Source organism: Halopenitus sp. POP-27, from assembly GCF_029889855.1.
Lineage (GTDB): Archaea > Halobacteriota > Halobacteria > Halobacteriales > Haloferacaceae > Halopenitus > Halopenitus malekzadehii.
The window spans coordinates 34858-48349 of sequence record NZ_JARANU010000014.1 but is presented as its reverse complement, the minus strand read 5'-3'; the positions used below and the strand labels follow the sequence as shown (position 1 = coordinate 48349).

Below are 13492 nucleotides of genomic sequence, written 5' to 3'. Positions count from 1 at the left end.
AACGACGGACCGGGACGTCGTTCGTGACTCGACTCAGGCGTCGAGCTCGTCCGCGCGATCGCGGAGCAGTCGGCGGATCGAGTCCTCGACGGTGTGGTCGGGCTCCCACCCGAGCTCGGTCCGGGCGGCGTCGATGTCGACGTCGAAGGTATCGACGAGCGTCTCCTCGCGGGGGTTCTCCAGCAGCGTGACCTCGGGGTCGACGCCGAGCTCCTCGCGGGCGATCGACGCGGTCAGCTTCGCGACCGACATCACGCTCGGGTCCTCCGCGGAGGCGATCTCGTACTTCCGCACGCCGGTCTCGCCGGCGTCGAGCGCCTGGAGGAGTCGCTCCGTGCTCCGGACGTACGCCCGCGCGACGTCGGTGACGTGGACGTAGTTTCGCGCCTGCGTCCCGGGTTCGTAGACGGTGAGCGGCTCGCCGGCGAGCACGCGGCCGACGAAGAAGTTGATGACCGTCCCCTTCGAGACGCGCTGACCGTCGATCTCGTGTTCGCCGTAGAGGTTCGACTTGAGGTAGAGGTGGGCGGGGAACGCGCCGTCGGCGAGGTCCTCGATCGCGTGCTCGCCGAGCACCTTCGTGCGCCCGTACCAGTTCATCGGGTCGCGGTCGTCGTCGACGGTGATCGGGAACGACTCGGGGTCGCCGAGCACCGCCATACTGAACGGGAACACGAGCGCGGCCCCGGTCTTCCGGCAGAACCACGCGACGTTGGTCGTCCCCTGGACGTTCACCTCGTAGGCGAGATCGGCGTGGTCCTCGCAGTCGTCGACGCCGCTTATCGCCGCCAGGTGGCAGACGACGTCCGCGCCGGCGAGCGCGTCCTCCAGCCGATCGCGGTTCCGGACGTCGACGTGTTCGACCGCGACGTCGCCGATCCGGCGCACGTCGCCGAGGTAGAAGTTGTCGACGGCGACGATCTCCCAGTCGGGGTGTGCCTCCCGAAGCAGGCGCACCACCTTGCTGCCGATGAACCCGGCCGCGCCGGTCACGGCGACGGTCGTCTGGCTCGTCATACTCGGGGTCGCGTGACGTGGCGGCAAATAGGCCACGTTTCGGCCGCGGGGCTCGTCGACGGTCGTTCCGGAGGCCGTCGTCAGTCGTCGGCGACGCGGGCGTCCAAACGGCGCCACTAAGTAGCACGGTGTCCAATCGATGGGTATGAGCAGCATCGATGTCCCCCCCGACGTGCTGGATGCGATCGCGGCGCCGCCGGAGGATCGTGAACCGATCGTTCGGCAGGAACTCGCGGTGTCGCTGTACCGGGAGGGGTACCTGTCCTTCGGGAAGGCACGGGAGCTAGCCGGCCTCTCGAAGGCGGCGTTCCACCAGCTGCTCGGGGATCGCGGGGTGGAGCGACACTACACGGAGGCTGATCTCGCGATCGACGTCGAGTACGCGAACGAATGACGATCGTCTCAAACACGTCACCACTGTTGAATCTCGCGCTCATCGAGCGACTTCACTTGGTCGAGGCGCAGTTCGGCGAAGTCGTCATTCCGCGGGTCGTCTGGGACGAACTCACCGCGGGAGCCGAGGGTCGGGACCTCATCGAGGCGTTCCACGATCGGGGAGGGATGCGGATCGTTTCCCCGAAGCCGACCGAGCTTCGAACTGAATTCGAACGGCAACTCGATCGGGGAGAGGCCGCCGCCATCGCATACGCGATCGAGGTCGACGCCGAACGCGTGCTCATCGACGAGCGTGAAGGCCGTGCGACGGCCACACGTCACGGCGTCCCGGTGACCGGCGTCGTGGGGATTCTCCTCCGCGCATCCGCCCGAGAAGCGATCGATCTCGAAACGGAACTGGACGCCCTCCGTGAGGCGGGGTTTTGGATCTCGGACGCGCTGTACGACCGTGCTCTCGAGATGGACGGGAATCGGTAACTACTGACGTCGTGCGATCCCGAGCGAGTCGGTGAGAAAGCGTATCGACACTAGACGGTGTGTGGCGGTGAGAGCGAGCGTTTCGCGAGCGTTCGGATCGTCTCCTCGCGATCGCGACGAAGTGCACGCATTTCGTCGGGATGCTCGTAGTAGTACGCGAGCGCGGCGTGGACCTCCGCGAGCGTGCGATCGAGTTGGTCGGCCACGTCGGCGGGAGCGTGCCCGCCGGCCGCGAGGTCGTACACGTCGAGGACCCCGACTCGACTTCCCGCGATCCGGGGTTCCCCGCCGAGTACGTCTTCAGTAGACACGATCTCAGCCATACGGACGAGTTCGTCGGGAACCGATATAAACGTCCGGGCGGTGGTCCCGACTATTCGGGAACCGTCTCCAGCTGGCTCTCCCGGCGAGAGCCAGTCGAACGCCGGCCTCGCGGAGCGGGAAGCGTACCCGCCACCCCATCGCTTCGCGACCCGGCTATTCCGTCGCCGACTCCGTCGCGATCGGGGCGCCCTCGCCGAAGCGGTCGGCCAGATCGCGGATGCCCTCCCGGAGGGAGCGCTCGGTCTCGAAGCCGGTCTCCGCGAGGCGGTCGAAGTCCACGTTGTAGGAGGGGCCGGGGTGTTCCTCCTCGAGGTAGGTGACGTCGAGGTCGCGGTCGAGCTCCTCGCGGACGGCCTCGGCGATCTCCGCGACGCGGTAGTTGGCGTCGTCGTCGCCGACGTTGTAGACGAGCCGGTCCCAGCTCTCGGGGTCGAGGGCGGCGTGTGCGTACGCGCGGGCGGCGTCGGTCACGTGGATGAACGGGCGCCAGTTGCTGCCGTCGCCGTAGACGGTGAGGGGGTGGTCGGTGAGCGCGCGGAAGACGAAGTGGTTGACCACGAGGTTGAACCGGACGCCGGGGGCGTAGCCGTAGTTCGTGCTCATCCGGAGGGCCGTGCCCGTCAGGTCGTACTCGTCGATCGCCTCCTCGAGGAGGCCCTCGGCGCGGAGCTTCGTCTCGGCGTAGGGGTTGATCGGGTCGGGATCGACGGTCTCGTCGATGTCCTCGGCGGCCGCCCGCCCGTAGACGTTACACGAGGAGGCGAAGACGACGTTCGAGACGCCCAGCTTGCCGGCGGCCCGGAGGACGTGCTCGGTCGCGTCGTAGTTCACGCGGGCGGTCTCTTCGGGGCGGTCGTGGGTCGAGGCCGCGCCCGTGATGGCCGCGAGGTGGATCACGGTGTCGGCCGGGCGCATCGCCGACTCGACGTCGCCGTACTCCGTGACGTCGCCGCGGCGGAACCGGATCGTGTCGTCGGTCGCGAGCCCGCTGGCGAGCAGGTTGCGCGGGGAGGACCCGGAGAGGTCGTCGAGGACCGTGACGGTCGCGACGCGCTCGTCCGCGCGCAGGCGGGGGACGAGCGCACTCCCGATGTAGCCGCAGCCGCCGGTGACGAGGACGTGTCGGGGCGTGGTCGTCACCGGGCCTCCACCTCGGGCTCCCGGTCGTCGGCGTCGCCGGTGGCGTCGGCGTCCGTGTCGTCATCGTCCGCCTCCGCCGCGAGGCGGTCCTCGAGCACGCCGGGGAGGAAGCGGTCCTCGTGGGCGGCGATCGTGTCGGCGTTCTCGAGGAGGGCCTCGATCACGTCGCGGATGCCCGCCTCGAAGGTGACTGACTGGCCGTCGATGAGGTCGAGGTAGCGGTCGTTTTCGATCTCCATCTTGTGCGTCTCGTCCTCGTCGCGGGGGTTCTCGAAGTGTTCGACCTCGGTGCCCAGATCGAACTCGGCGGCGACGTCGGCGATGGTGGTGCCCATCTCGACGATGGAGATCGGGCGGGTGACCTGGTTGTAGACCACGTGGTCAGCCGGGCGGTCGTCGGGGTCGCCGAGCGCGAGGCGGGCGAGGCCCTCGACGGCGTCCTCGAGCGCGACGAAGGGCTTGCGCTGTTCGCCCTTCCCGTAGACCGTGATGGGGTAGCCCGCGACCGCCTGGGCGGCGAAGCGGTGGGCGACGACGCCGAAGTAGTAGTCGAAGTCGAACCGGGTGGCGAGGCGGTCGTCCGCCGCGGTCTCCGCGGTTCCGGTCCCGTAGGTGATCGCGGTCCGGACGTCCGAGACCGGCAGATCGAACTGGGCGTTCGCGAGCCGAAGGTTGGCCGCGTCGTGGCTCTTGGTCAAATGGTACCAACTCCCCGCCATCGCGGGGAAGGGGACGTCGTCGCACTCGCCGCCGTGTTCCATCGTCGCGCCGCCCTCGGGGATGGGGAACTCGGGGGCACCGTAGACGCCGGTCGTCGTCGTCTCGATCAGGTGGGTGTCCGAGAGGTCGTTCTCGTGGAGCCCCCACGCGAGGTTGCGCGTGGCCTGCATATTGTTGTGCTGGGTGAAGTTCGCGCGCTCGCCGTTGATCTGCGAGTAGGGCGCGGAGGGCTGGGCGGCCGTGTGGACGACCGTGTGGGGCTCGTGGACCTGCAGCAGCTCGTCGACGAACGACCGATCGGTCAGGTCGCCCTCGACGAACGAGAGGTTGCTACAGCCGTGAACCTCCTCGGCGGCGTCGAGGCGCTCCGCCATCGACGCGATCGGGATCGCCGACGTCGAGCCGACCTCCGAAACCCACTCCCGGCGCCCGAAGTTGTCGGTCAGGAGGACGCGATCGTCGGTCCGTGTCGCGATGCGCAGTGCGGTGGGCCAGCCGATGTAGCCGTCGGCGCCCGTGACGAGGATCGTCATTGGTTACTCAGGAGTTGAGTAACTAGTGGGTAAAAGGTTGTGGAAACGGGGTGGGTGGCAGTTTGGGGGGACACACCTCGTACCGAGTGAGTTGCGGCGTGTTTCGGGGTGAGGTCGTGGTCGTCGATCGTGGTGGCAGACACACCTCGTACCGAGTGAAGATCCAACTGGGTGGGACGTGCAAACGTGCAGAACGTGCACAGCGTACAGAACGCGCACGTGTGGCACGTGGCGGTCGATCGGTCCTCCGTGACGCGGTCCTTCGTGGTGCAGTCCTACGTGGCGTCGAGACCCTGCGCGACGACGTCGGGTGACCGGAGGAGTCGGTGGACGCGGAAGCTGCCCTCGCCGTGTCCCCCGCCGGTGTATTCGCTCTCCGTGACGCCGAGGAAGGACTGATCCTTCAGGAGGCGCTGGACGCGATCGTCGCTGAGCGGGCTCGTGCCGGCCTGCTCGGTGAGGAGCGCAAGCGCCCGGAGGATGTGTTTGACGTGTGGCGTCCGTCCGCTCACGAGCTTCTGGAACCGGTTGATCTCGGCGCGTTTCAGCGCGTCGTCGACGTGCTTCTCGGTGACGCGATCGGCGCGTTCGGTCTCGGCGAGGCGCCCGGACTCATACAATATATCCATCGCCTTTCGGGCGTCGCCGTGTTCGCGGGCGGCGAGCGCGGCGGTCTTCGCGATCACGCCGTCCTCGGGCTCTCCCCTCACTCCCGGTCGACGTCGACGGTCCCGTTCGGACCGATCCGGACGACGACGTCGAAGATGGGGCGAACGGTCCCGACGACCATCTCGTGGTGGGCGTCGGGGTCCATATGGAAATGCGCCCGACACCCGCTTGCGGCCAGCCGCCGGGTCAACACGTGGAGGAACCGGAACAGCTTCTCGTCGGAGACGGCCTGCTGCAGCGCCGTCAACGAATGCAGACAGAAGACGATCGGCCGCCCGTCGGATTCCCACTCGGAGAGCTGTTTGGTGATCAGAATGCCGAGCTTCGAGAGGTTCCCGGGCCGGGAGACGCGCGTGACCGAGACCGACTGTCCGCCCCCGGTCGTCTCCGAGGCGACCGACCGCGACCCGCCGTGGCTGCCGACCTCGATCGCCGCGATCTCGCCGGCATCGATGCCCGCCCGGTGACACACGTCGATCCGCTCGGCGGCCGACGCTTCGACCGCGACCAGTAGCACGTTTCGCTCGCGAGGTCCCGCCGGCGCATCCTCGTCGGCCGGCCCGGACCCGACCGCGTCGGCCGCCGCCCCCTCGCCGGCATCGAGCAGTCGACCGCAGGCCGCCGTCGAAAGGGGCCCCGACAACGGGCTGAGCACGAGCGCGCTCGATCCCGGCTCGAGCGCGTCGAACGCCGGAAGCTCGGGGACCGACTCCGATCGTGGCTCGTTCGTGGGTCCCGTCGGCACTGATGCATCGGTTGCGTCCGCCAGCGATTCGCCGAGGTGATCGGTGTCGGAATCCCGGTCTCCCGCCATCGATGTCGTCGGCTCCCCGTCGACCGCCCCCGAGTCGGCCGCAGCCGAGTCGGCGGACGTCGTCTCGGTGGCGGATGCCTCCGTCGTCTCCCGCAAGCCGGACGACCGGGTCTCGGTCGACTCATCCGGCCCACCTGACTCATCCGACCCATCCGCGTCGACCGAGCGAGTGTCCCTCGGCGATGAGTCCGTGTCCGTCATCGCCGAATCCGTGTCCGTCGTCGCCGACATCGACGACGTCGGGTCGTCCCATATCCGCCCCGTTGACGTACGATCCGCCGACTCTCCGGCGTCTGCGGGGACATCGCCTCGAGTCTCGACGGCGTCCGTCTCCGTCGCGTCCGTCCCCGTCTCCCCCGCGGACCAGACGCGATCGCCGGCATCTCCCGGCTCCCCAGCAGTGTCGGGTTCCGTTGCCGGCTCCACGTCGGTTTCCGTTGCCGGCTCCGTATCCGACTCCGTGTCGGGCGCTCCGTCGACGGTCTCCCCCGCCTCCGGTGGCCCCTCGTCGTGTACCCATTCCCAGGAATCCGCATCGTCCTCCGAATCGGCGCCAGTCGTCATCCTCGATCCGTCAATCGTCTCGGCGCGATCAGTCCCCTCGGGATCGCTCTCGGTCTGCTCGGTCTGCTCAGTCTGCTCGGCCGTTTCAGGATCGCTCTCTGTCGTCGATCCCGTCCCCGTGGTGGATGGTGATGCGGGCGTCGTGGATTCGGTCGGAATCGGATCCACCTCGGCTGGCCACCGGTCATCCACGCCGTCGGGTGCGGTATCGCCCGCATCCTCGCTCGCATTCTCGTCCCCACTGCTCGTGTCGCCTGCCACCTCGTCCGGCGTCTCCGTGGCCGTCCCGTCCCCAGTTTCGCCGCGCAAGCGGGCTCGGAGCTGCTCGAACCGCCCGCGCCGTCGCGCGTCGGCGGCGTCGCCGTCCGGATCGTCGGCATCAGCGGCGTCGTCGGTCATCCCCGACCCTCCAACCGAATCGTGGCCCGCACGGCCCGCACCCGTCCGTGTCGGCACGCCCCCGACGCGACCGGCTCACGCGTCACCGTCGAGGGGATCGTCGTCGGCCCCGTCGGACGCGTCGATCGGGGGATCCGTCGGTCCGGTTCGCAGCGTCGCCGACGCGAAGGGGTTCCAGCCCGCCGGCTCGACCGCCCGGAACGTCGCGGTACAGTCGGGACAGCGGGGCGCCTCGAGCAGCGCGAGATCGACCGTTTCGCCGCAGTCGGCACACGCGGCCGTCCGGATCCCGGTCGTCATCGCCTCGCGTCTGAGCGCCGCAAGCCGGTCCCGATCGTCGAGCCGCGATCGGATCGACGCGAGCTCCGACTCGAACGCCGACCGAATCGCCGCGTCGCGGTCGTCAATCTGGCTCTCGAGGTCGTCGACCATCGAGAGCACGTGTTCGAACAGCGCCTCGATGTCGTCGAACTCCGCATCGATCCAGTCCTCGAGGTCGCCGATCTCCCGGTCGACCGCCGCCTCGGTGGCGTAGGGATCGAGGTCGTCCGCGGTCAGGAACCGCTCGGTGGACTCCTCGAGCGTCCGGACCCGGCCGTTGATCCGCGTGATCTCGTCGGAGATCCGGTCGGTGTATCGATCGTGGCGTTTGCGCTGGTCCTCGACGTCGAGCGAGAGGTCGTGGAGCTGGCGTTCCAGGCGCTGCGTGTCAGGGGCCGACCCCGATCCCGACGCCACGTCGGCCGACTCCAGGAGCGCCTCGAGGACGTCCTGGCGGTCACCGGCCATCCCGTCGGCGTCGTCGCTCTCGGCGGAATCAGTGGCGGCGTCGTCCTCGGCGGAATCAGTAGCGGCGTCGCTCTCGGCGACATCGCCGACGGCATCGTCCGCGACGGAATCGGTGGTGTCGTCGCGATCGTCGTCGCCAACGCCCGGTTCCGCCGTCTCGGCAGCCGACTGCTCGGCGTCGGCGTCCTCGGTGCCGACGTCCGACGAATCGAATCCCGGGACGGCGACCGAGTCCTCAGCAGTCGACGAACCGGATCGATCCTCGCCGTCGCCGACGGACCCGTCCCCGGATCCACGACGGAGGTTGTCGAGCTCGTCGAGCACCCAGAGGGCGGACACCAACTGGTTCAACAGCTCCTGTTCGGAGACGCCGCGGGCTGCCGCCGTCTCGGCGACCCAGTCGGCGAACGGCTCGGCGTCGGCAGGGAGATCAGTCATACGATCAGGGTGGGGGACCATCGTCTCGCGATACGTGTCGTTCGTCTGAATGTTATTCTACGGCTGAATAAAGGTATCGGGGAATCTCGCCGGGACCGGCGCCGCGTCCCGGACGGTATCTTGCGGTCGTCGGACGTCGTCGGTCGCGGATCCAGATCGGATCCTGGATGCAGATCCGGGTCGGGTCCCCGGTCGAGCCTCAGGTCGGCGTTTATAAGCGTCCGCGCCGTCGAGGGGTCGGTATGCTCACGTTCATCGGGCTCGGGCTCTACGACGAACGGTCGATCACCGTCGAGGGGCGGGACGCGTTGCGGGCGGCCGACCGCGCGTTCGCGGAGTTCTACACGAGCCGGCTCGTCGGCGCGGACGTCGACGACCTCGAGGCAGCCCACGGTACGACGATCGAGGTGCGCGACCGCGCCGGGGTCGAGCAGGACCCCGACCCGATCCTGGAGGCGGCCGCGGCCGGCGACGCGGTCTTTCTGACCGCCGGCGACACGATGGTCTCGACGACCCACACCGACCTCCGGCTGCGCGCCGAGGAACGCGGGATCGATACGCGCGTGATCCACGGGGTGACCGCCCAATCGGCCGCCTCCTCGCTGACCGGCCTGCAGAACTACCGGTTCGGCAAGGCGGTCACGCTCCCGTTCCCGTACGCCCACGGCGGCGACGGCGTTCCCGACAGCGTGATCGAGACGATCGAGGCCAACCGCGAACGCGGGCTCCACACGGTCGTCTACCTCGACATCAAGGTCGGAATCGGCCCCCGCGGCCCCGACCCGGACCACGAGGAGTACATGACCGCCGATCACGCCGCCGCTATGCTCGCGGACGACTGGGCAGACGTCCTCGGTGTCGTCGTCGCCCGCGCCGGCAGCCCCGACGCGGTCGTGGCCGCCGACCGCCTCTCCGCGCTGGCCGACCGGGACTTCGGCGACCCGCTCCACCTGCTCGTGATCCCCGGCGACCTCCACCACGTCGAGGCCGACGCGTTGGCCGGCCTTGCCGATGCACCGGCCGATCTGCTGCCGGATCGGTAGGGGACGGCGTATCGGTAACTCTGCGCGGGATCGATCGGGTCGCTCCCCACGAGCGCCGCGGACGGGAAGCGATTAGTCGCCCCGTCAGCAAGGGCGCCTATGGAGACGACTGACGCCTATACGGGACTCGCCTGTCACGACTGCGGGGCCGACCACGACCTCGTGGCCGCGGCCCGCTGTCCCGACTGCGGCGGACCGCTCGATCCGACCTACGACTACGACGCCGTCGATCCGGCCGCGGTCGAGGCGGCCATCGATCCGACCGCGATCGGGGACGCCGCTGCGGATGCGGAGACCACCGCGGATGCGGGGACCACGGCAGGCGGGATGTGGCGGTTCGACGCGCTTCTCCCGTTCCCGGCGACATCGGCCCTGTCCGCGCGAGAAGGCGGCACGCCGCTCGTCGCGGCCGACCGGTTGGCGGACGAACTCGACGTCGCGGACGTATACATCAAGGACGAGGCGCGCAACCCGACCGGGACCGCCCTCGACCGCGGCCTGTCGGTGACGATGACGGCCGTTTCGGAACTGGACGCGGACACGGACGCTGACGAGGGCGCGGACGACGCCGGCGTCGTCGAGCCGCTCGTCTGCGCCTCCCCGGGGAACGCGGGCCAGTCGATGGCGGCCTACGCGGGACAGACCGGGCTGCGGTCGTACGCGTTCGTCCCCTCGCGATGTGCCTTCTCGAACAAGGCGATGACGAACGTCCACGGCGGCGAGATGCGCGTCGTCGGGGGTCGCCATCCCGACGCGGTCGCGGCGGTCGACGAGCAGCTCGCGACCGACTACACCGACCTGACCGAGTTCGCGACGCCGTTCCGCCACGAGGGGGCGAAGACGATCGCCTACGAGCTGGCCGCCGATCTCGGCTGGACCGCTCCGGACGTGGTCGTCATCCCGACCGGCAGCGGGGAGTTCGTCGTGGGGATCGCCAAGGGCTTCCGGGAGCTCGAAACGCTCGGGCTGATCGACGATCGACCGTGGCTCGTCGCGGCTCAGGCCGAGGGGTGTGCGCCGATCGCCGCCGCGCTCGAACGCGGGATCGACGCTCCGGAGCCGTGGGACACGCCCGACACGATCTGCGGCGAGCTGGAGATCGCCGACCCCGCGGGCGGCGCATGGGCGGTCGAGGCCATCCGCGAGAGCGACGGGCGCGGCGTCACCGCCGGCGACGACGACGTCCTCGAAAGCGCCGTGGCGGTCGCCCAACACGAGATCCTCGAGATGGGTGCCGCCGGCGGTGCCGCTCCGGCTGGTGCCTGGGAGCTGGCCGAGGACGGGTTCTTCGCGGGCGATGAGACCGTGGTCCTGCTCAACACCGAAGCCGGACTCAAGACGCCGGACGTGTTGCGTAGCCACCTGATGGGTCAGGGGATCTGAGGGGACCCCGTCCGCGGATCGACCGACACAACCGGCACGTCACCGGACCACCATCGTCACCATCGGACCACCACTGACACCATCGGACCACCACCGTCACCACCGCCACCACCGGCACGAAAGGTTTACGCGAGGCAGTTGCCTACCTGCCGGCAATGAGTCGCGGCCCCGAACTGATCATCACGGAGAAGGACAACGCCGCCCGGCGGATCGCGGACGTCCTCAGCGGGGAGTCCGCCGAATCCGACCGGGTGAACGGCGTGAACGTCTACAAGTGGGGCGGCAAGCGCTGTATCGGCCTGTCGGGCCACGTCGTCGGGGTCGACTTCCCGGCGGAGTACAACGACTGGCGCGACGTCGAGCCCGTCGAGCTGATCGACGCCCCGGTCAGCAAGGAGCCGACCCAGGAGGGCATCGTCGCCGCGCTGCGGCGGCTCGCGCGCAACGCCTCCCGTGTGGTCATCGCGACCGACTACGACCGCGAGGGCGAGCTGATCGGCAAGGAGGCCTACGAGCTCGTCCGCAAGGTGAACGAGGACGCCCCGATCGACCGCGTCCGGTTCTCCTCGATCACCGAGAACGAGGTGAAGGACGCCTTCGCGAACCCCGACGAGCTCGATTTCGACCTGGCGGCCGCCGGTGAGGCCCGACAGGTGATCGACCTGATGTGGGGTGCCGCGCTCACCCGGTTCCTCTCGCTGTCGGCGGGCCAACTCGGCGACGACTTCATCTCGGTGGGCCGGGTGCAGGGCCCGACGCTCAAGCTGATCGTCGACCGGGAACGCGAGATCCAGGCGTTCGACCCCGAATCCTACTGGGAGCTGTCGGGGAACCTCACCAAATCCGGCGGCGACCCCTTCGAGGCGAGCTACTTCCTGCTGGACGCCGACGGCAACGAGGCGGACCGGATCTGGGACGAGGACGCCGCCGAAACCCTCTCGCGGGCCCTCGATGCGGCCGACGGTGCGGCCGTCGACGACGTCCGACGACGAACCCGCACCGACGACCCGCCGGCGCCGTTCAACACGACGCAGTTCATCCGCGCCGCCGGATCTCTGGGGTACGGCGCCCAGCGCGCGATGTCGATCGCCGAGGACCTGTACACCGCGGGGTACGTCACCTACCCGCGGACCGACAACACCGTCTACCCCGACGACCTGGACCCGCGCGAGCTGCTCGAAGCCTTCCTCGACACCGGTTTCGGCGACGACGCCGATGCGCTGCTCGACCGAGAGGAGATCGAGCCGACCGAGGGTGACGAGGAGACGACCGACCACCCGCCGATCCATCCGACCGGCGAGATCCCCGCGGCGTCGGACCTCTCCGACGACGAGTGGGAGGTCTACGAGCTGGTCGTGCGCCGCTTCTTCGCCACCTGCGCGCCGGCGGCCACCTGGGAGCACCTCCGCGTGGTCGCGCTCGCGAACGGCGAGGCGACCGCGATCGCCGCCGGGGCCGATTCCCGATCCGCCCTTCGGGACCCCGAAGCGGCGGAGTCCGGACAGGAACCCTCCCTGGCGGCCGACGGCGGGCTCCGGCTGAAGGCGAACGGCAAGCGCCTGCTCGAGCCGGGGTACCACGACGTCTACCCCTATCGGTCCTCGAGCGAGACGATCGTTCCCGACGTCGAGGTCGGCGAGGAGCTCGCGCTGACCGACCGGGAGCTCGAGGGCAAGGAGACCCAGCCCCCGCGGCGGTACGGCCAGTCCCGGCTCATCGAGGAGATGGAGTCGCGGGGCGTCGGGACCAAGGCGACCCGACACAACACGATCGAGAAGCTCTACGACCGCGGCTACATCGAGAACGACCCGCCCCGACCCACCAAGCTCGCGGAGGCGGTCGTCGAGGCCGCCGAGGAGTTCGCCGACCGGATCGTCTCCGAGGATATGACCGCCCAGCTCGAGGCGGACATGCAGGCGATCGCCGCCGGCGAGGCCGACTACGAGGACGTGACCGCCGAATCACGCGAGGTGCTGTCGGCCGTCTTCGAGGAACTCGGCGACTCCCGCGAGGAGGTCGGCGACCACCTCCGGACGTCGCTCAAGGCGGACAAGCGGCTGGGTCCGTGTCCCGAGTGCGGCGCCGACCTGCTCGTCAGGAAGTCCCGGTACGGCTCCCACTTCGTGGGGTGTGACGGCTACCCCGACTGCGAGTACACGCTCCCGCTGCCCTCGACGGGCAAGCCGCTCATCCTCGAGGAGACCTGCGAGGACCACGACCTCCACCACGTGAAGATGCTCGCCGGGCGGAAGACGTTCGTCCACGGCTGCCCGCAGTGTCAGGCCGACGAGGCGGACGCGACCGAGGACACGGTCATCGGTGACTGTCCGGAGTGTGGCGACACCGAGGGAGGAGAGCTCGCGATCAAGCAGCTCCGCTCCGGCTCCCGGCTGGTCGGGTGTACGCGCTATCCCGACTGTGAGTACTCGCTGCCGCTTCCGCGCCGCGGCGAGATCGAGATCACCGACGAGACTTGCGAGGAACACGACCTGCCACACCTCCGGGTCCACTCGGGCGATGAGCCCTGGGAGCTCGGCTGTCCGATCTGCAACTACCGGGAGTTCCAGGCCCGCGAGCACGGCTCCGAGCTCCAGGCGATCGACGGGATCGGCGAGAAGACCGCGGAGAAGCTGGCTGACGCCGGGGTCGACGGCGTCGAGGCGCTCGCAACCGCCGACGCGGACGACCTCGCAGAGCGTGTCGACGGCGTCGGCGCCGACACGGTTCGCGAGTGGCAGGCGGACCCCGACGTCGGGACGGCAACCGATGATTCCGACGCCGACACC

11 protein-coding genes and 1 pseudogene are annotated in these 13492 nt (G+C 69.4%); 5 read left to right on the top strand and 7 right to left on the bottom strand.

From position 1 onward, the window contains the following. Nucleotides 1–33 precede the first annotated feature (33 nt). Nucleotides 34–1017: an NAD(P)-dependent oxidoreductase gene (locus tag OQF70_RS09730; RefSeq protein ID WP_280537284.1), complete on the bottom strand. Its 984-nt coding sequence runs from the start codon at nt 1015–1017 to the stop codon at nt 34–36. A gap of 145 nt (nt 1018–1162) precedes the next feature. On the opposite strand from OQF70_RS09730, the gene OQF70_RS09725 reads away from it, so the two are divergent. Both OQF70_RS09725 and OQF70_RS09720 read left to right on the top strand, forming a co-directional pair. Beyond that, on the top strand, nt 1163–1411 hold the full coding sequence (locus OQF70_RS09725) for a UPF0175 family protein (RefSeq protein WP_280537283.1): 249 nt from the start codon (nt 1163–1165) through the stop codon (nt 1409–1411). Beyond that, nucleotides 1408–1890: a DUF3368 domain-containing protein gene (locus OQF70_RS09720; RefSeq protein ID WP_280537282.1), complete on the top strand. Its 483-nt coding sequence runs from the start codon at nt 1408–1410 to the stop codon at nt 1888–1890. Before OQF70_RS09725 ends, OQF70_RS09720 begins: the two co-directional genes overlap by 4 nt. A 50-nt stretch (nt 1891–1940) precedes the next feature. On the opposite strand, the gene OQF70_RS09715 is transcribed toward OQF70_RS09720, so the two are convergent. The 6 genes from OQF70_RS09715 to OQF70_RS09690 form a co-directional block, all read right to left on the bottom strand. Beyond that, on the bottom strand, nt 1941–2213 hold the full coding sequence (locus OQF70_RS09715) for a DUF433 domain-containing protein (protein ID WP_280537281.1): 273 nt from the start codon (nt 2211–2213) through the stop codon (nt 1941–1943). Nucleotides 2214–2367: 154 nt separating this feature from the next. Beyond that, complete coding sequence (locus tag OQF70_RS09710; RefSeq protein ID WP_280537280.1) at nt 2368–3354, bottom strand: SDR family oxidoreductase; 987 nt, start codon at nt 3352–3354, stop codon at nt 2368–2370. Continuing rightward, nucleotides 3351–4607: an NAD-dependent epimerase/dehydratase family protein gene (locus OQF70_RS09705; RefSeq protein ID WP_280537279.1), complete on the bottom strand. Its 1257-nt coding sequence runs from the start codon at nt 4605–4607 to the stop codon at nt 3351–3353. The genes OQF70_RS09710 and OQF70_RS09705 overlap by 4 nt, the downstream gene beginning before the upstream one ends. Before the next feature lie 275 nt (nt 4608–4882). Continuing rightward, nucleotides 4883–5317 (bottom strand): hypothetical protein, encoded by a 435-nt coding sequence (locus OQF70_RS09700; protein WP_280537277.1) that lies wholly within the window; start codon nt 5315–5317, stop codon nt 4883–4885. Then, on the bottom strand, nt 5314–7053 hold the full coding sequence (locus OQF70_RS09695) for a hypothetical protein (protein ID WP_280537276.1): 1740 nt from the start codon (nt 7051–7053) through the stop codon (nt 5314–5316). The genes OQF70_RS09700 and OQF70_RS09695 overlap by 4 nt, the downstream gene beginning before the upstream one ends. Nucleotides 7054–7128: 75 nt before the next feature. Next, a complete protein-coding gene (locus OQF70_RS09690) occupies nt 7129–8280 on the bottom strand; it encodes a hypothetical protein (RefSeq protein ID WP_280537275.1) in 1152 nt (383 codons plus the stop codon). Nucleotides 8281–8522: 242 nt separating this feature from the next. Between OQF70_RS09690 and dph5 the strand changes: the two genes are divergently transcribed. The 3 genes and pseudogenes from dph5 to OQF70_RS09675 form a co-directional block, all read left to right on the top strand. Next, nucleotides 8523–9323, top strand: coding sequence for a diphthine synthase (gene dph5 / locus OQF70_RS09685; RefSeq protein ID WP_280537274.1), 801 nt, complete (start codon nt 8523–8525; stop codon nt 9321–9323). Between the two features lie 99 nt (nt 9324–9422). Further along, nucleotides 9423–10706, top strand: a complete 1284-nt coding sequence (locus OQF70_RS09680) for a threonine synthase (RefSeq protein ID WP_280537273.1) — start codon at nt 9423–9425, stop codon at nt 10704–10706. Nucleotides 10707–10861: 155 nt separating this feature from the next. Then, nucleotides 10862–13456, top strand: a pseudogene (locus OQF70_RS09675) (DNA topoisomerase); the annotation flags it as partial. Nucleotides 13457–13492 lie beyond the last annotated feature (36 nt).

What these genes read in the sequence shown, in the direction of transcription:
- OQF70_RS09715 (WP_280537281.1), bottom strand. Translation starts at nt 2,213, where the DNA reads ATGGCTGAGATCGTGTCTACTGAAGACGTACTCGGCGGGGAACCCCGG.
- OQF70_RS09725 (WP_280537283.1), top strand. Translation starts at nt 1,163, where the DNA reads ATGAGCAGCATCGATGTCCCCCCCGACGTGCTGGATGCGATCGCGGCG.
- OQF70_RS09690 (WP_280537275.1), bottom strand. Translation starts at nt 8,280, where the DNA reads ATGACTGATCTCCCTGCCGACGCCGAGCCGTTCGCCGACTGGGTCGCC.
- OQF70_RS09695 (WP_280537276.1), bottom strand. Translation starts at nt 7,053, where the DNA reads ATGACCGACGACGCCGCTGATGCCGACGATCCGGACGGCGACGCCGCC.
- dph5 (WP_280537274.1), top strand. Translation starts at nt 8,523, where the DNA reads ATGCTCACGTTCATCGGGCTCGGGCTCTACGACGAACGGTCGATCACC.
- OQF70_RS09720 (WP_280537282.1), top strand. Translation starts at nt 1,408, where the DNA reads ATGACGATCGTCTCAAACACGTCACCACTGTTGAATCTCGCGCTCATC.
- OQF70_RS09680 (WP_280537273.1), top strand. Translation starts at nt 9,423, where the DNA reads ATGGAGACGACTGACGCCTATACGGGACTCGCCTGTCACGACTGCGGG.
- OQF70_RS09730 (WP_280537284.1), bottom strand. Translation starts at nt 1,017, where the DNA reads ATGACGAGCCAGACGACCGTCGCCGTGACCGGCGCGGCCGGGTTCATC.
- OQF70_RS09705 (WP_280537279.1), bottom strand. Translation starts at nt 4,607, where the DNA reads ATGACGATCCTCGTCACGGGCGCCGACGGCTACATCGGCTGGCCCACC.